This is a genomic window from Stenotrophomonas sp. AC248, from assembly GCF_979258185.1.
On record NZ_OZ409840.1, the window covers coordinates 2,694,326 to 2,711,979 of the forward strand.

Below are 17,654 nucleotides of genomic sequence, written 5' to 3' on the forward strand. Positions count from 1 at the left end.
TCAGGCGGCGCCCGCCAATCGTGCAGCCTCTTCCAGGTCCACGCTGACCAGGCGGCTGACGCCCGGTTCGCGCATGGTCACGCCCGACAACTGGTGCGCCGCTTCCATGGTGGCCTTGTTGTGGCTGACGAACAGGAACTGCACCTTTTCACTCATTTCCTTGACCATGTTGGCCAGGCGGCCGACGTTGGCTTCGTCCAGCGGCGCGTCCACCTCGTCCAGCAGGCAGAACGGCGCCGGGTTCAGCTGGAAGATCGCAAACACCAGCGCCACCGCGGTCATCGCCTTCTCGCCACCGGACAGCAGCGAGATGCTCGACACGCGCTTGCCCGGCGGCCGCGCCATGATGGCCACACCGGTGTCGAGAAGGTCTTCACCGGTCAGCTCCAGGTAGGCATGGCCACCGCCGAACAGACGCGGGTACAGCTGCTGCACGCCGGCGTTGACGCGGTCGAAGGTGTCCTTGAAGCGGCCACGGGTTTCGCGGTCGATCTTGCGGATGGCGTCTTCCAGGGTTTCCAGCGCAGTGGTCAGGTCGGTGTTCTGCGCGTCCAGGTATTCCGAACGCTGCGACGCTTCGCCGTACTCCTGGATGGCGGCCAGGTTGACCGGCTCAAGGCGGCGCATGCGCCCGTCGATCTGGTGCACCGACTGTTCCCAGTCGGTCACGCGGGCATCTTCAGGCAGGCTGTTGATCACGTCCTGCAGGACGAAGCCGGCCTTCTCCACCGAGGCCGACAGCTGGTCGGCACTCAGCACCAGCGCCTGCTGGTCCAGCTTGCGCTGGGAGATGCGCTCGCGCTGGGCCAGCGCCTGCTCGTCGCGCTTGTGGCGGGTCTGTTCGAAGTTGCGCAGCTCGGCGTCGATGCCATCGAGCAGGGTGCGCGCTTCGCCCAGCACGCGGTCGGCGCGCACGCGTTCGCTGAGGGCATTCTGGTGTTCGGCCTGCAGGGTCTGCACGGGCGTATCGCCCTGGTCCAGCTGGGAATGCAGTTCGCCCAGGCGGGCGTCGAGCTGGCCACGCTGGGTGCTCATGCGCTCCAGCGCCTGGCTCAGCGAGGCAATCTGGGTGCGCTGCGATTCCAGCGTCAGCGCCAGCGAATGCGCGCTCTCGCGCACGTTGCGGGCGTGGTCGCGGGCCTGGTCGCGGGCGTCGGTGAGCTGGCGACGTTCGCCTTCCAGCGACGCCCGCACCGATTCCAGGTCACCCATGCTGGTGACCGCATCGTCGAGCCGCGCACGCGCCTCGCGCACCTGCTCGCGGCCGGTATCCAAGGTTTCCTGCAGCTGCAGCAGTTCGCCTTCGATGCGGTCGATGCGGGTCCGCGCCGCCTCTACCTTGCCCTGTTGGCTCTGCAGCTGGCCACCCAGTTCGGAGACGCTGCGATGGGCCTGGTACAGCTGCCGCTGCGCGTCTTCGCGGTGTTGTTCGCCGGCCAGCAGCTGCTCGCGGAACGCGGACAACTGCTGTTCCAGTTCGGCTTCGCGCTCCTGCAGCGTGTCGATCTGACCGCGCAGGGTGACGATCTCGCGTTCGCGCAGCAGCGCGCCCTGCTTGGCCGCACCGGAGCGCGAGACGCGCACCCAGCCGTCGCCCAGGCGCTCGCCGCCACGGGTGATGACCGAATCGCCCTCGGCCAGCGTGGACTGCAGCGTGCGTGCCGCGTCCAGGTCTTCGGCGGCATGCAGCCGGGCCAGCAGCCTGCGGATCGCGGTGGGACCCTGCACTTTGGCGGCCAGCGAGGTCGGCGCCACGCTGAGCGGCGCCTGGCTGTCGGACACCAGCGCAATGCGGCCCTCACCGAGTTCGGCCAGTTCGGCCACCAGCTGTTCGGGAGCGTCCACCAGCACGCCTTCGATCAACTGGCCCAGTGCGCTTTCCACGGCGTTTTCCCAGCCGCTTTCCACGGTCAGGCGCTCGCCGACGCGCGCACCCGAATCCAGCCCGCGCGCCTTCAGCCACGCCACCGCCGCGCCCTGCTCCTGGCCCAACGCGGCCTGCTGCAGGGTTTCCAGCGACGACAGGCGGCCGCGCGCGGCCTGGGCCTGCTTGCGGATCTCGGCCAGTTCGGTCTGCCCGGTGCGCTGGCGGTCCTGCAGGCCGGCCACGGCCTGCTTGCGTTCTTCAACCTGCTCGTTGAGGCCGTCCAGCGCCTCTTTCTGGGTCTGGTGCTGCAGGTGCAGTTCTTCGAACACCTCGGCCAGCGCGTCCAGGTCCAGGCTGGCGCGTTCGGCGCTCAGCGCTTCGCGGCGGCGGTCGGCTTCCAGTACCTGGCGGTCAAGGTAGTCGACGCGGGTGCGTTCGACTTCACCGGCGCGCGAGGCTTCGGAGGTGCTGCGGGTGTGGGCTTCCCAGCGCTGCTGCCAGTCGGCCAGGCGGGCCTCGGCGTCACGCAGGGCTTCCTGCTTGATTTCGTTTTCTTCCTGCAGCTGTTCCAGACGCGGCTCGGCATCGTCCACAGCTTCGCGCAGGACCATCAGTTTGGCTTCGTCGCCGCTGATGTGCTGGCCCAGTTCGGCCAGGGCCTGCTGGGCTTCATCGCGCGCCTTGTTGAGGCGCTGCGACATTTCGCGCTGGTGCTGGATCTGCTGTTCGAGGCGGGCCAACGTGCTGCCCACCTGGTACACCTCGGCCTGGGCGGTGCTGAGCGCATCGGCGGCTTCTTCGCGGCGCACGCGGCTGGTTTCGATGCGGGCTTCGGCGTCACGCTGTTCGGCGATGAACTGCTGCAGGCGGGTTTCTTCCTGCGAGAGCGCTTCGCGCAGGCCGCCGAGGCGGCCGTCGAGGCCACGGTATTCCAGCGCCTTCCACTCGGCATCCTTGACCCGACGTTCTTCCTGCAGGGCCTGGTACTGCTCGGCCTGGCGCGCCTGGCGCTTGAGGTGTTCAAGCTGCTTGCCGATTTCCTCGCGCAGGTCGCCGAGGCGGTCGAGGTTTTCGCGGGTGTGGCGGATGCGGGTTTCGGTTTCCTTGCGGCGCTCCTTGTACTTGGAGATGCCGGCGGCTTCTTCGAGGTACACGCGCAGGTCTTCGGGACGGGCTTCGATGATCTGGCTGATCATGCCCTGTTCGATGATGGAGTAGCTGCGCGGGCCGAGGCCGGTGCCGAGGAACAGGTCGGTGATGTCGCGGCGGCGGCACTTGGTACCGTTGAGGTAGTAGTTGCTGCTGCCGTCGCGGCTGACCTGGCGCTTGACGGAGATTTCGTTGAACGAGGCGTACTCGCCGGTGATGGTGTGGTCGGTGTTGTCGAAGATCAGTTCGACGGTGGCCTGGGAGACGGGCTTGCGTGCCGAGGAGCCGGAGAAGATGACGTCGGTGAGGGAGTCACCGCGGAGGCGGCTGGCCGAGCTTTCGCCCATGACCCAGCGGACGGCGTCGATGATGTTGGACTTGCCACAGCCATTGGGCCCCACAACGCCGGTCATGTTGGTCGGCAGGTGCAGGGTGGTCGGGTCGACGAAGGATTTGAAACCGGACAGCTTGATCGTGGACAGACGCATGGCGGGATTGGTTTCCGGGGCAAGGGCCTGAAGCGACCCCCGCCAGGGTGGATGTCGGAGCGATTCCCACCCTCAAGCCATTGATGTTGCTGGGTTTCAATGGCCCCAAGGGCGACGCGATAGCCTGAGTATAACGGGGCGGGTGTTCCACGGGCGGCGGGGGGTTGGTTTTGGTTAGAGGCGTAGAGCTAAGGTCCAGAGCCAGGTCCAGGTCCAATGCCAGAGCTGGAGCAAAGGCCTGGTGCGCTGGCCTCGTCGTGGCGGTCGGGGTGGGTGGGGTCGCGGGACACGCCGTGAATCCATCCCTGGAGGCTCGTGGGCGCCATCCATGGCGCCCAACAGTCCCGCGACCTCACCCACCCCGACCGTCGACAGTTGGTCGGTGCGCAGGGGACATGCCGAAGCCGGCTTTGTGGCGTTGCGGTGCGCTGCGATTTGTTCCGGAGCGTCCAGGTAAGGAGCGTCAGGGTTAAGGGAGGGTTGAGGGGTAGAGCCACGCCATGCGTGGCTATAGAGGTGCAGGAACGAAGAGCAGCCACGCATGGCGTGGCTGTACCGCCTACCCACGCATCACATAACCCTACTTCATTGCCCCGGCCACGCATGGCGTGGCTCTACCCGCCCGCATCGCAGATCCTGGCAGAGGGTGTCGGGTGGCCTTGGCCGGGACCGTTGGGCGCCATGGGTCCGGCGCATGCGCCGGACGGGTTGGGCAGGACGCCCAACCCCGGTCTTGCCGTTTGTGCAGGACTGCACAAACGAGCAAGGCGCCTACGAGCCTCCAGGGATGGATTTACGGCGTGTCCCGGCCAAGGCCACCCGGCACCCTCCCACCGGAAGAACCAAAGCGCCGGCACCCGCCGTTGATCTGGCTTCAGGCTTCAAGCTTCTAAGCTTTTAAAAAAACAAAACCCCCACATACAAAAACGGGCACCCTTGCGGGCACCCGTTTCAGCGATTCCAGCCTTTCGGCAGGGATCAGGCCTTTTCGGCTTCCACAACCACCTTGACGGTGGTTTCGACGTCGGCGTGCAGGTGAACAGTCACCTCGTACTCGCCCACGTTGCGGAAGGCGCCTTCGCCCAGGATCACTTCGCTCTTTTCCAGCGGCAGGCCGGCCTTGGTGAAGGCTTCGGCGATGTCGCGCGGGCCAACCGAACCGTACAGCTTGCCTTCCGTCGACGCGTTGGCGGCGATGGTGACGCTCTTGCCTTCCAGCTGAGCCTTGCGGGCTTCGGCGTCAGCGTGGATCGACTGGGCCTTGGCTTCGTAATCGGCGCGCTTGGCTTCGAACTCGGCAACGTTGGTGGTGGTGGCCGGAACGGCCTTGCCGGTCGGGACGAGGAAGTTGCGGCCGTAGCCCGGCTTCACGTCGACCAGATCGCCCAGACCGCCGAGGTTGGTGACCTTCTGGAGAAGAATCAGCTTCATGGTGTAGCTCCAAATATGTATTCGTTAGCGAGGCGTGGCCCCGCAGCGATGGCTGTCCGAATATCCGAACGGTAGACCGTGAAACCGCCCGACGCTTTGCAGCGCGGGCTGCCAGGTCCACGAAAGCGGCGACCGAAGCCGCCGGCTTTCATCAGACGTCGTGGTTGTCGGTGTACGGAATCAGGGCCAGGAAACGGGCGCGCTTGACGGCCGTTGCCAGCTGGCGCTGGTACTTCGACTTGGTACCGGTGACGCGGCTCGGCACGATCTTGCCGTTCTCGGTCAGGTACTGGCGCAGGGTGTTGAGATCCTTGTAATCGATCTCCTTGACACCTTCGGCCGTGAACTTGCAGAACTTGCGGCGACGGAAGAACTTGGACATGTCAGTGCTCCTTAAGCGGCCGAAGCGGCGTCTTCGCCGGCATCGGTGTCAGCGGCGGGGGTGGTTTCACCTTCTTCGTCATCACGACGACGACGCTCGCCACGCTCGGGCTTGTCACCCTTCTCGTCCTTGCTCTTCATGATCAGCGACTGCTCGGTGTCAGCTTCGTCACGCTTGATGACGAGGTTGCGCAGCACGGCATCGTTGAAGCGGAAGCTTTCCACCAGCTCGCTCAGCACGGCCTGGTCGCACTCGATGTTGAGCATGACGTAGTGGGCCTTCACCAGGTTCTGGATCGGGTAGGCCAGCTGACGACGGCCCCAGTCTTCCAGACGGTGGATGGTGCCGTTGCCGTTCTCGACCAGCGCCTTGTAGCGCTCGATCATGGCCGGGACCTGTTCGCTCTGGTCCGGATGGACCAGGAACACGACTTCGTAATGACGACTCATGTGTTTTTACCTTTCGGATGTGGCCCGTGGGGGCCGGACAGCCCCCCGCAGATGAACGCGGTGGGGCAAGGGTCCTGCCCGGAATCAGGCAGGAAGCCGCAAAGTATGGCAGCACAAGCGCCCGCAGGCAAGCAGCCGCGGGGCTGGGCGCTTCTGCCGGCCCGGATCAGGCCTTGTCGGCTTCGGTGGTGAAGCTCTCGCCGCAGCCGCATTCGGCGGTGGCGTTCGGGTTCCTGAACGTGAACGTCTCGCTCAGCCCGTGCTTGCCGAAGTCGATCTCGGTGCCGTCGACCAGGCCCAGGCTGTCGGCATCCACGTAGATGCGCACCCCGTCCTGCTCGAACACGGTGTCGCCCTGGCGCTCGTCGCGGGCCAGGTCGGTGATGTGGCCCCAGCCCGAGCAACCGGTACGGGTGACGCCGAAACGCAGGCCCAGAGCGCCCGGGGTCTGGGCGACGAACTTCTGCACACGGGCAAAGGCAACAGGGGTAAGGCTTACAGCCATGACAGGCAACTCCAGCGGATCGGGGTCATTATAGGAGCCCACGGCGGCTAAAAATGCCTCGCAAGCAGAACGCTGCACCCGTTAAACTCCTCGTTCAGAGATCGAGTCGATCAATAGAGGATTCAAGTCATGACGGTGGTCAGCGTTGAACATGCGCTTGCCGGGAAGATCCCGGAAGGCGGCGAGGCAACCGTACGCGGTTGGGTGCGTACGGTGCGTGGGTCGGCAGCACTGGCCTTCGTCAATGTCACCGATGGCTCCTGCTTTGCCCCCATCCAGGTGGTGGCCAATGACACTCTGGGCAACTTCGACGAGATCAAGGCGCTCACCCCCGGCTGCTCGGTGATCGCCCGCGGCACCCTGGTCAAGTCGCAGGGCAAGGGCCAGTCGTTCGAGATCCAGGCCAGCCACATCGAGATCGTCGGCCTGGTCGAAGACCCGCTGACCTACCCGATCCAGCCCAAGCCGATGAGCGCCGAGTTCCTGCGTGAAGTGGCGCACCTGCGCCCGCGCACCAACCTGTTCGGCGCGGTCACCCGCATCCGCAACTGCCTGTCCCAGGCCGTGCACCGGTTCTTCCACGAGAACGGGTTCAACTGGATCAGCACCCCGATCATCACCACCTCCGATGCCGAAGGCGCCGGCCAGATGTTCCGGGTGTCCACCCTGGACATGGCCAACCTGCCCCGCAACGACAAGGGCGAGGTCGATTTCAGCCGCGATTTCTTCGGCAAGGAAACCTTCCTGACCGTGTCCGGCCAGCTCAACGTCGAGGCGTACTGCCTGGCCCTGAGCAAGGTGTACACGTTCGGCCCGACCTTCCGCGCCGAGAACTCCAACACCACCCGCCACCTGGCGGAGTTCTGGATGATCGAGCCGGAAATCGCCTTCGCCGACCTGGCCGAAGACGCACGCCTGGCCGAGCAGTTCCTGAAGTACCTGTTCCGCGCGGTGCTCGACGAGCGCGGCGACGACCTGGCGTTCCTGGCCGAGCGCGTGGACAAGAACGCGATCACCAAGCTGGAAGCCTTCATCAACGCCCCGTTCGAGCAGATCGACTACACCGAGGCGGTGAAGCTGCTGCAGAACTCGGGCAAGAAGTTCGACTTCCCGGTCGAGTGGGGCCTGGACCTGCAGACCGAGCACGAGCGCTGGCTGACCGAGGAACACATCGGCCGCCCGGTGGTGGTGACCAACTACCCCGAGCACATCAAGGCGTTCTACATGCGCCTGAACGACGACGGCAAGACCGTAGCGGCGATGGACGTGCTGGCCCCGGGCATCGGCGAGATCATCGGCGGCAGCCAGCGCGAAGAGCGCCTGGACGTGCTGGACGCGCGCATGGCGCAATTCGGCCTGGACCGCGAACACTACGGCTGGTACCGCGATTTCCGCCGCTACGGTTCGGTGCCGCACGCCGGCTTCGGGCTGGGCTTCGAGCGCCTGGTGGTCTACGTCTGCGGGCTGGGCAACATCCGCGATGCGATCGCCTACCCGCGCGCACCGGGCACCGCCGAGTTCTGATCCACCTACGGAGGCACTGACCCATGACCTTGTTCTTCGCGCTGTGCTTCGTCGGCGTGGCGATCGCCGGGTTCAGTGCCTTCGTGATCTTCTGGCCGCTCACCCTGGTCCACATCCGCGACCGCCACCCGGCGCTGGCGGATCGCTTCGGTACGGGCGCATTCCTGCGCCCGGATGCGCTGCGCTGGCTGCTCGGCCGCGACTATCGCCAGAGCAGTGACCGCTCGCTGACCGGCCTGGCCACGCCGGCCTGGCTCTCGCTGCTTACTCTTCTTGCCGGGCTGGGCATGGCTGCCCTGCTCTGGCTGCTTTCGATGGTACTGATATGAACGACACGACCCCTGACCGCGACGAGTGGTTCCTGGCCAGCCTGGGCAACACGCTGATCTGGGCCCGCCTGCGGATCCGCCCGGCGGGCACCGCCGAAGTGCTCGACAGCGACGGCAACACGCTCAGCTACGACAGCGAAGACACCGCGCGCTCGCAGCTGTTCGACGCCGAATTCGTCTCCTATGACGGGCTGGACGAGGAAGACGCGCTGATCCGCGGCTTCTCGCTGCATGAAGTGCAGCCGCCGCAGGGCGCCAGCGATGCCGACCTGCATGGCCGCATGGTGCAGAGCCTGGGCGCCCGCGCGTAACCGACGATGTTCATTCCGTCCGCCTTCGCCGAGACCGACCTGATCTGGCTGGACCGGCTGCTGGCTCGCGATGCGTTCGTCACCCTGGTGACCAACGGCGCCGACGGCTACCCGCAGGCCACGCGCCTGCCGGTGGTGTACACGCGGGATGCCGACGGCATCCTGATCGAGGGCCACTGGGCCAAACCAAATCCGCAGGCCGGCCACGCCGGCCCGGCCACGCTGCTGGTGAACGGCCCGCACGCGTACGTGTCGCCGGGCTGGTATCCGGACAAAGATGCGCAGGCGCGCGTCCCCACCTGGAACTATGCCGCAGCCGAACTGCGCGGCGTACTGGAGCCGGTCACCGACCCGGATGCACTGGTGGCGATGCTGGATGCACTGAGCACGCATTACGAAGGCACGGTGGGCGGCGACTGGGACCTGCTGCCGATCGAGCCGCGCCAGCAGCGCATGCTGGCCGGCATCGTGGGCTTCCGATTCCGCCCGGCCCAGGTACAGATCAAGCTCAAACTGAGCCAGAACCACCCGGAGGCGAACCAGCGCAGCGTGATCGACGCGCTGTCGGCGCTGGACGCCCCGGCTTCCCGCGAGCTGGCGCAGTGGATGCGCTGGCGCCGCGACGGCGACACCGCCGGCTGACCCTCCCCGTTTCCCGCGACGCCGCGGCCAGGCTGGCCGCGCCTTGCCCCCACCTTACGTCAGGGACACCTGCCCCATGAAAGACATCCACAAGCTGCTGCAGAACAACCGCGAATGGGCGGACCGGATCGAGAAAGAAGATCCGGACTTCTTCCACCAGCTGGCCAAGCAGCAGCATCCGGAATACCTGTGGATCGGTTGCTCGGATTCGCGCGTGCCGGCCAACCAGATCATCGGCATGGCACCGGGCGAGGTGTTCGTGCACCGCAACGTGGCCAACGTGGTGGTGCACACCGACCTCAACTGCCTGAGCGTGATCCAGTACGCGGTGGACCAGTTGAAGGTGAAGCACATCCTGATCGTGGGCCACTATGGCTGCGGCGGCGTGCACGCCAGCCTGCACAACACGCGGGTGGGCCTGGCCGACAACTGGCTGCGGCACGTGGGCGATGTGGCGCAGAAGCACGCGTCGATCATGGATGCGATTGAAGACCCGGATCTGAAGCATGCACGGCTGTGCGAACTGAACGTGATCGAGCAGGTGGTCAACGCCTGCCGCTCGACGATCGTGCAGGACGCCTGGGCGCGCGGCCAGAAGCTCATGGTGCACGGCTGGGTCTACAGCCTGAAGGACGGCCGGGTGCGCGAGATGGGCATCGACGTGGGCGCGCCGGAAGACCTGCAGCCGGCCTACGAGCGGGCGCTGGCGCACGTGCCGCGTCGCGGCAAGCGCGACTGACCCTTCCCCACTACGGACATCGCACCATGCTTCCCATGCCGATCAACCTGCTGGGCTGGATCGAAGAAAACCGGCACCTGCTGAAGCCGCCGGTGGGCAACAAGATGATCGAGAACGGGGACTTCATCGTGATGGTGGTGGGCGGGCCGAACAGCCGCACGGACTACCATTACGACGAAGGCCCGGAGTGGTTCTACCAGCTCGAAGGCGAGATGGTGCTGAAGGTGCAGGAAGACGGCGCAGTGCGCGACATCCCGATCCGCGCGGGCGAAATCTTCCTGCTGCCGGGCAAGGTGCCCCATTCACCCCGCCGCCCGCCCGGCGGCGTGGGCCTGGTGGTGGAGCGCAAGCGGCTGGCGCACGAACGCGACGGACTGCTGTGGTTCTGCGAGCGCTGCAACCACAAGCTGTACGAAGAGTACTTCGCCCTGGAAAACATCGAAACCGACCTGCCGAAGGTGTTTGCGCGGTACCAGGCATCGGTGGAGATGCGCACGTGCGAGGCATGCGGGCATGTAGACCCGTTGCCAGGTGTTGTTGCGGTTGAAGGCTGAGGCTTGAGAAGCGCCGAGCTGCACGCGCGCGTTTGAGCGAAAAGCAGCCGACCAACGGTCGGCTCTACCCCGGGTGACGCCGCGTAGCCCCGCATGGCCCTGCACGGCCCTGCGTCACCCCGACCACAGCGTTGCGCTGCGCTGCGTTGCATTGCATTGCGTTGCATTGCATTGCGTTGCGTTGCATTGCGTTGCATTGCGCTGCGTTGCATTGCGCTGCGTTGCATTGCATTGCGTTGCGGCGCGACCGCGACCACGACCACGACCACAACGTGACCTGCGTGACCACGGCCCTGGTAGGGTCGATCCTCGATCGACTGCCGACACCCCTTCGTCGTTCGATGGCAGCATGACCTCTGAGCGAAGAGCAGCCGACCAACGGTCGGCTCTACCAGCGTGGCCCCACGTCACCCCACGTCAGCCCGCGTCAGCCCACGTCACCCCCCACCACCCCGCGTGGCCCCCCACCACCCCCATCACCCCGCATCACCACAATCCCCGCACTACCCGCATTTCCCCTGCGCACCGGCCCTGTGTCAAGGCGTGGTGCGGGTGGGTCGCCGGGACCCTCCACCGCATGGATGCGGTGGCGGAGCCTCCAGGGACGGATTTACGGCGTGTCCCGGCCACCCACCCGCACCGCGCCAGCCCACCCACCGCACAGACACCACGCTTCTGCCGTGGCCGTGGCCGTTGCCGTTGCCGTTGCCGTGGCCGTTGCACTTGCCTCACGCCTCGAAAAAAAACACACACCCCCCACCCACACCGGATTCAGCCCACACCCCCACCACCCGGATAAACTGTCCGTCACTGTCACCGCTGGTTGCACCATGTCCGAACTCCTCAGCCGCACCCATGCAGTTGCCCTGGACGCTGCCGACCCCCTGCGCACCCTCCGCAGCGAATTCGTCTTCCCCCAGCACAACCACCGCGACCAGACCTACTTCGTCGGCAACTCGCTGGGCCTGCAGCCGCGCGGCGCCCGTGCCGCCGTCCAGGACGTCATGGACAAATGGGCCAGCCTGGCCGTCGAAGGCCACTTCACCGGCGACACCCAGTGGCTGCGCTACCACCGCCTCGTCAGCGAACAGCTCGCCCGCGTCGTCGGCGCGCTGCCCAGCGAAGTGGTCGCCATGAACACCCTCAGCGTCAACCTGCACCTGATGATGGTCAGCTTCTACCGGCCCAGCCGCGAGCGCCCCGCCATCCTCATCGAAGCCGGCGCGTTCCCCACCGACCGCCACGCCGTCGAATCGCAGATCCGCTTCCACGGCTTCGACCCGGCCACCGACCTCATCGAAGTCCAGCCCGACGAGCCCAACGGCACCATCTCGCTGCAGGCCATCGAACGCGCCATCACCGAACACGGCCCGCGCCTGGCGCTGGTACTGTGGCCCGGCGTGCAGTACCGCAGCGGCCAGGTCTTCGACCTCGACGCCATCACTCGCATGGCCCGCCTGCAGGGCGCCCGCGTCGGCTTCGACCTGGCCCACTCGGTCGGCAACATCCCCCTGCAGCTGCACGACATCGCCCCCGACTTTGCCGTCTGGTGCCACTACAAGTACCTCAACGCCGGCCCCGGCGCCGTGGCCGGGTGCTTCGTGCACGAACGCCACCACCGCGACACCAGCCTGCCGCGCTTCGCCGGTTGGTGGGGCCACGAAGAAGCCACCCGCTTCAAAATGGCCCCGCAGTTCGTGCCCGCCGTCGGCGCCGAAGGCTGGCAGCTCAGCAACCCGCCCGTGCTCGGCCTGGCACCGCTGCGCGCCGCCCTCGACGTCGTCGACAAGGCCGGTGGCATCGCCGCCCTGCGCGAAAAGTCGCTGCGCCTGACCGGCCTGCTCGACGCGTTGGTCCGCGCCCGCCTGACCGGCGTCCTCGAGGTGCTCACACCCAGCGAACCGGACCGCCGCGGCTGCCAGCTCTCGCTGCGCGTGGTCGGTGGTCGCGAACGGGGCCGCAGCCTGTTCGAGTACCTGCAGACCGTCGGCGTGCTCGGTGACTGGCGCGAACCGGACGTCATCCGCATTTCGCCGACCCCGCTCTACAACCGTTACCAGGACCTGCACCACTTCGTCGACGAAGTGGACGCCTGGGCAGGGCTGTAATCCGCCCCGCCCTCCCCGCCCCCACGGACATCGATGTGATCGCACCCCCTTCCCGCTCGCTGAGCATCATCGGCGCTGGCCTGGCCGGCTCGCTGCTCGCCATCCTGCTGTCCCGCCAAGGCTGGCGGATCACCCTGTACGAACGTCGCGGCGACCCGCGCATCAGCGACTACGAGTCAGGCCGCTCGATCAACCTGGCCCTGGCCGAACGCGGCCGCAATGCGCTGCGCCAGGCCGGGGTCGAAGACGCGGTCATGGCCAAGGCAGTGATGATGCGCGGGCGCATGGTGCACCCGCGCCAAGGCGAGCCGCAGCTGCAACGCTACGGCCGCGACGACAGCGAAGTGATCTGGTCGATCCATCGCAAGGACCTCAACACCACGCTGTTGCAGCTGGCCGAAGATGCCGGTGCGCAGGTGCATTTCCACCGCCGCCTGCACACGGTCGATTTCGATGCCGGCTATGCCCGCTTCATCGACGACCGCGACGACCAGCCGCACGACATCCGGTTCGACACCCTGATCGGCGCCGATGGTGCCGGCTCGGCGCTGCGCGCGGCGATGAACCGCAAGCAGCCGCTGGATGAGCGCACCGAGTTCCTCGACCACTCCTACAAGGAACTGGAGATCCCGCCCACCGCCGACGGCGGCTTCCGCATCGAAGCCAACGCGCTGCACATCTGGCCGCGCGGGCACTACATGTGCATTGCGCTGCCCAATGACGAAGGCACCTTCACCGTCACCCTGTTCCTGCCCAACGAAGGCGACCCGAGCTTTGCCACCACCACCACCGGTGCCGAGGCCGAAGCGCTGTTCGCGCGCGATTTCCCCGATGCGCTGGCGCTGATTCCCAACCTGCGCCGCGACTGGGAAGAACACCCACCCGGCCTGCTGGGCACGCTGCATCTCAACCACTGGCACCTGCAGGGCCGCGCCGTGCTGCTGGGCGACGCCGCGCATGCGATGGTGCCGTTCCACGGCCAGGGCATGAACTGCGCGTTTGAGGACTGCGTGGCGCTGGCCGGCCACCTGCTGGAACAGGACACGCTGGCCGCGGCCTTCGCCGCTTTCGAGGCCGACCGCAAGCCGAACGCCGAAGCGATCCAGCAGATGGCGCTGGAAAACTACCTCGAAATGCGCGACCGCGTTGCCGACCCGGCCTTCCTGCTGCAGCGCGAACTGGAACAGGCCCTGCAGGCGCGCTGGCCCACCCGCTTCGTCCCGCACTACACCATGGTGACCTTCCTGCACACGCCGTATGCGGTGGCGCACGCGCGCACCGAACTGCAGCGTCGCATCCTCGAAGACGCCACCGCCGGGCACGACAGCCTGGACCACATCGACTGGGCCGCGCTGGAGCACATCGTGCATGCGCAGCTGCCCGTGCTGGAGGGCGCGCACTGATGGCTGACAGCTTCCTGTTCTACGACCTGGAAACCTTCGGCCAGGACCCGCGCCGCACCCGCATCGCACAGTTCGCCGCGATCCGCACCGATGCCGACCTGAACATCATCGATGAACCCGTCAGCTTCTACGTCAAGCCCGCCGATGACCTGCTGCCCTCGCCAGTGGCCACCCTGATCACCGGCATCACCCCGCAGCATGCGCTGGCCGCCGGGGTCAGCGAAGCCGAGGCGTTCGCGCGCATCAACGACCTGATGGCGCGCCCGGGCACCTGCTCGCTGGGCTACAACACGCTGCGCTTCGACGATGAGTTCGTGCGCCACGGGCTGTTCCGCAACTTCCATGACCCGTATGAGCGCGAGTGGCGCAACGGCAATTCGCGCTGGGACCTGCTGGACATGATGCGGCTGCTGCATGCGCTGCGCCCGGAGGGCGTGGTGTGGCCGCAGCGCGAAGATGGCGCCACCTCGTTCAAGCTCGAACACCTGGCCACCGCCAACAACGTGCGCCAGGGCGATGCCCACGAAGCGCTGTCGGACGTGCATGCCACCATCGGCCTGGCGCGCCTGTTCAAGCAGGCCCAACCGCGCCTGTGGGACTACGCGCTGAAGCTGCGCGACAAGCGCTTCGTAGCCAGCCTGCTCGACGTGGACGCCCTGCAGCCGGTGCTGCACATTTCCATGCGCTACCCGGCCCAGCGCATGTGCGCCGCCCCGGTGCTGCCGCTGGCGCGCCACCCGTACATCAACAACCGCATCATCGCGCTCGACCTGGACGGCGACATCGACGCGCTGCTGGCGCTGCCGGCCGAGACCCTCGCCGCACGCCTGTACACCCGCGCGGCCGATCTGGCCGAAGGCGAGCAGCGCGTGCCACTCAAGGAAGTGCACCTCAACAAGGTGCCGGCGCTGGTGGCCTGGAATCACCTGCGCCCGGCCGACCACGCCCGCCTGGGCATCGACCCGGTGGAGATCGAGGCCAAGGCCGCACGCCTGCGTGCGCTGGGGCCGACCCTGGCCGAGAAGGTGCGCCAGGTGTTCGGCGGTGAGCGCGTGCTGCCCCCCAGCGACGTGGACGCCTCGCTGTACGACGGCTTCCTGGCCGACGGCGACAAAGCGCTGATGACCCGCATCCGTACCAGCCCGCCGGCCGAACTGGCCAGCTACGCCGAACGCCTGCGCGATCCGCGCATGCCCGAGCTGCTGTTCCGCTACCGCGCGCGCAACCACCCGCAGACCCTGGACGCGACCGAGCGCTCACGCTGGAACGACTATCGTCGCCAGCGCCTGCTTGGCGACACCGCGCTGGGCGAGCAGACCCTGCCGCAGTTCCGCGCGCAGCTGGACGCACTGGCCACCGAGCATGCCGACGATCCGGCCAGGCTCGCCCTGCTGCAGCAGCTGCGCGACTGGGGCACCCACCTGGAGCAGAGCCTGTGAGCACGTATTTCAGCCCGAAGAGCTTCACCTTCCTGCGCGGCCTGGCCCGCAACAACGACAAGGCCTGGTTCAACGACCACAAGCCGCAGTACGAAGAGCACGTGCGCCAGCCGTTCCTGCGCCTGATCGCCGACCTGCAACCGGACCTGGCCGCGGTCAGCGAGCACTTCCGCGCCGACCCGCGCGGCGTTGGCGGCTCGCTGTTCCGCATCTACCGCGACGCGCGCTTCTCCAACGACAAGTCGCCGTACAAGAGCTGGCAGGGCGCGCGGTTGTTCCATGAGCGGCGCAAGCAGATGCCGGCCCCGTCGTTCTACATTCACCTGCAACCCGGCGAGAGCTTCGTCGGTGCCGGCCTGTGGCATCCCGAACCGGCCACCCAGCGCAAGGTGCGGCACTTCATTGTGGACAACCCCGGCAGCTGGAAGGCGGCCGCGCATTCGCCGGTACTGCGCAAGAAGTTCGACTTCGAGGAAAGCGAGAAGCTGGTGCGCCCGCCGCGCGGGTTCGAGCCGGATTTCGAGTTCATCGACGACCTCAAGCACCGCAACTGGGTGTTCTGGCGCTCGCTGGACGATGCGGTGATGACCGGCCCGCGCCTGCGCCAGACCATCGCCGCCGACCTGGTCACGCTGGGCCCGTTCGTGGACTACCTGTGCGCGGCGCTGGACCTGGAATTCTGAGCACCATGCCCGCGCATACGGCCGTTCCAACGCGCCCGCTGGGGCGCAGCGGCCTGCAGGTATCGCAGGTGGCGCTGGGCTGCTCCGGGTTCTGGGGCAACCACCGGTTCGCCGAAGGCGAGGCCGAACGCATCGTGCGCCGCGCGTTGGAGCGCGGCGTGAACCTGTTCGACACCGGCCACAACTATTCGGCGTTCAACGCCGAGCCACGGCTGGGCCGCATCCTGCAGCGCGCCTATGCCAGCCACCCGCGCGACGGGCTGGTGATCTCCAGCAAGGCCGGCACGCTGACCGGCCAGGCCGGCATCAGCGGCGCCGAGCACCGCGACTTTTCGCCGGCGAACATCGAGCGCAGCTGCGCCGCGTCGCTGCGCAACCTGCACTGCGACCACCTGGACATCTTCCAGCTGCACGGCATCGGCCTGCACGAACTGAGCGATGAACTGCTCACCGCGCTGGAGCGCATGCGCCGCAACGGGATGTTCCGCCTACTGGGCATCAACACCCACACCGGCGCGATCATGCAGCACATCGCCGACCACCCCACCCTGTTCGACGTGGCGTTGATCGATTACAACGTGCTGCAGCAGGACCGCGAACCGCTGATTGCCGCCATGCACGCGGCAGGCATCGGCGTACTGGCCGGCACCGTGCTGGCCCAGGGCCACCTGCTGCCGGCGCGCGTGCGGCTGCCGCGGCTGGCCGACGCCTGGTACCTGGCGCGCGCGTGGTTGAAGCCCTCCAGCCGCCAGCTGATGCGCAGCGCGCGCACCCTGCAGAAGGCGGTGGCGGGCGTGCATTCGCAGCTGCCGGGGCAGACCGCGTTTGCCTACGTGCTGCAGAACCCGGGCATCGCCAGTGGCGTGCTGGGCACGACCCGGGTGGGCAACCTCGACCAGATCCTGGACACCCGCGTGGACGCGCTGCAGCCCGACGAACGGGCGCGGCTGGTGGCCGCGTTCCAGCGCGGCGGCAGTTCGCCCAGCCAGTAGCGTTCACACTTCTCCACCGGCGCTGCGGCAAGCTCGAGGCAGTCTCCTGCAGGTACCGGATCGATGAAGAAACTTCCGTGGTTGCTGCTGGCCCTGCTGCTGGTGTTGGCAGGCCTCTTTTTCAGCGGGCCCTATCTGACCGTGCGCGGGCTGGCCCAGGCCATCGAAACCCGCGACACCGCCAAGCTGGACCGCTACGTCGACTTCCCGCTGCTGCGCGCCAACCTGCGCGCCCAGCTCAACGACTACGTGGTGCGCCAGGCCGGCCCGGAGGTGCAGTCCAACCTATTGGGGGCGCTGCTGCTGTCGGCCAGTGAGAAGCTCACCGGGACCGCCGTGGACGCGATGGCCACGCCCACCGGCATTGGCGCGCTGCTGGAAGGCCACACGTTGTGGAAGCGCGCCAGCAACGACCTGGAAAGCAACGACGCCTACGCGGCGCCGCGCAAGCCCCGCCCGCTGAAGGGCGCCGAGCACCACTTCGAATCGCTGTCGCGCTTCACCGCCACCACGCACACCGCCAGCGGCGCGCCGATCGTGTTCGTCCTGCAACGGTTCGGCCTGCGCTGGAAGCTGGTGGACATCCGCCTGCCGCTCGCCGACGACACCGCGCCCACCGGCCTCCCGATCCGGTAGGTACGCCGATCTATCCGCGCCAT

Annotated in this window: 17 protein-coding genes; 12 read left to right on the forward strand and 5 right to left on the reverse strand. The window is 67.2% G+C overall.

Translation table 11 applies throughout. The features are described 5' to 3' along the window. The 5 genes from smc to ACZ0AE_RS12330 form a co-directional block, all read right to left on the reverse strand. Entirely contained in the window at window positions 1-3,504 is a 3,504-nt protein-coding gene (gene smc / locus ACZ0AE_RS12310) for a chromosome segregation protein SMC (protein WP_463601273.1), read from the reverse strand. Window positions 3,505-4,482: 978 nt separating this feature from the next. Beyond that, window positions 4,483-4,935: a 50S ribosomal protein L9 gene (gene rplI / locus ACZ0AE_RS12315; protein WP_038687658.1), complete on the reverse strand. Its 453-nt coding sequence runs from the start codon at window positions 4,933-4,935 to the stop codon at window positions 4,483-4,485. Window positions 4,936-5,086: 151 nt separating this feature from the next. After that, a complete protein-coding gene (gene rpsR, locus ACZ0AE_RS12320; protein WP_002804494.1) occupies window positions 5,087-5,317 on the reverse strand; it encodes a 30S ribosomal protein S18 in 231 nt (76 codons plus the stop codon). An 11-nt stretch (window positions 5,318-5,328) separates the two neighbouring features. After that, the gene (gene rpsF, locus ACZ0AE_RS12325; RefSeq protein ID WP_038687655.1) at window positions 5,329-5,766 is read right to left on the reverse strand and encodes a 30S ribosomal protein S6; all 438 of its coding nucleotides are present in this window, start codon (window positions 5,764-5,766) and stop codon (window positions 5,329-5,331) included. Between the two features lie 166 nt (window positions 5,767-5,932). Beyond that, window positions 5,933-6,271 (reverse strand): HesB/IscA family protein, encoded by a 339-nt coding sequence (locus ACZ0AE_RS12330; protein ID WP_038687654.1) that lies wholly within the window; start codon window positions 6,269-6,271, stop codon window positions 5,933-5,935. A gap of 129 nt (window positions 6,272-6,400) precedes the next feature. On the opposite strand from ACZ0AE_RS12330, the gene asnS reads away from it, so the two are divergent. The 12 genes from asnS to ACZ0AE_RS12390 all read left to right on the forward strand — a co-directional run bounded on the left by asnS (window position 6,401) and on the right by ACZ0AE_RS12390 (window position 17,631). Next, window positions 6,401-7,795, forward strand: coding sequence for an asparagine--tRNA ligase (gene asnS, locus ACZ0AE_RS12335; RefSeq protein ID WP_038687652.1), 1,395 nt, complete (start codon window positions 6,401-6,403; stop codon window positions 7,793-7,795). A 23-nt stretch (window positions 7,796-7,818) separates the two neighbouring features. After that, complete coding sequence (locus tag ACZ0AE_RS12340; RefSeq protein WP_463601274.1) at window positions 7,819-8,124, forward strand: hypothetical protein; 306 nt, start codon at window positions 7,819-7,821, stop codon at window positions 8,122-8,124. After that, window positions 8,121-8,435 carry a hypothetical protein gene (locus ACZ0AE_RS12345; RefSeq protein WP_038687649.1) on the forward strand — a complete coding sequence of 105 codons (315 nt, stop codon included), beginning with the start codon at window positions 8,121-8,123 and terminating at the stop codon, window positions 8,433-8,435. Before ACZ0AE_RS12340 ends, ACZ0AE_RS12345 begins: the two co-directional genes overlap by 4 nt. 6 nt (window positions 8,436-8,441) lie before the next feature. Beyond that, on the forward strand, window positions 8,442-9,077 hold the full coding sequence (locus tag ACZ0AE_RS12350) for an FMN-binding negative transcriptional regulator (protein ID WP_038687647.1): 636 nt from the start codon (window positions 8,442-8,444) through the stop codon (window positions 9,075-9,077). Window positions 9,078-9,153: 76 nt separating this feature from the next. Continuing rightward, a complete protein-coding gene (can, locus tag ACZ0AE_RS12355) occupies window positions 9,154-9,816 on the forward strand; it encodes a carbonate dehydratase (RefSeq protein WP_038687645.1) in 663 nt (220 codons plus the stop codon). 26 nt (window positions 9,817-9,842) lie between these two features. Next, a complete protein-coding gene (locus tag ACZ0AE_RS12360) occupies window positions 9,843-10,370 on the forward strand; it encodes a 3-hydroxyanthranilate 3,4-dioxygenase (protein ID WP_137189839.1) in 528 nt (175 codons plus the stop codon). Window positions 10,371-11,200: 830 nt separating this feature from the next. Continuing rightward, a complete protein-coding gene (kynU, locus tag ACZ0AE_RS12365) occupies window positions 11,201-12,478 on the forward strand; it encodes a kynureninase (RefSeq protein WP_141056876.1) in 1,278 nt (425 codons plus the stop codon). 38 nt (window positions 12,479-12,516) lie between these two features. Continuing rightward, window positions 12,517-13,881: an FAD-dependent oxidoreductase gene (locus tag ACZ0AE_RS12370; RefSeq protein ID WP_185753533.1), complete on the forward strand. Its 1,365-nt coding sequence runs from the start codon at window positions 12,517-12,519 to the stop codon at window positions 13,879-13,881. Beyond that, the gene (gene sbcB, locus ACZ0AE_RS12375) at window positions 13,881-15,320 is read left to right on the forward strand and encodes an exodeoxyribonuclease I (protein ID WP_463601275.1); all 1,440 of its coding nucleotides are present in this window, start codon (window positions 13,881-13,883) and stop codon (window positions 15,318-15,320) included. The genes ACZ0AE_RS12370 and sbcB overlap by 1 nt, the downstream gene beginning before the upstream one ends. Then, a complete protein-coding gene (locus tag ACZ0AE_RS12380) occupies window positions 15,317-16,003 on the forward strand; it encodes a DUF2461 domain-containing protein (protein WP_463601276.1) in 687 nt (228 codons plus the stop codon). Before sbcB ends, ACZ0AE_RS12380 begins: the two co-directional genes overlap by 4 nt. Before the next feature lie 5 nt (window positions 16,004-16,008). Continuing rightward, a complete protein-coding gene (locus ACZ0AE_RS12385) occupies window positions 16,009-16,995 on the forward strand; it encodes an aldo/keto reductase (protein WP_463601277.1) in 987 nt (328 codons plus the stop codon). A gap of 63 nt (window positions 16,996-17,058) precedes the next feature. Continuing rightward, on the forward strand, window positions 17,059-17,631 hold the full coding sequence (locus ACZ0AE_RS12390; RefSeq protein ID WP_038687633.1) for a DUF2939 domain-containing protein: 573 nt from the start codon (window positions 17,059-17,061) through the stop codon (window positions 17,629-17,631). Window positions 17,632-17,654 lie beyond the last annotated feature (23 nt).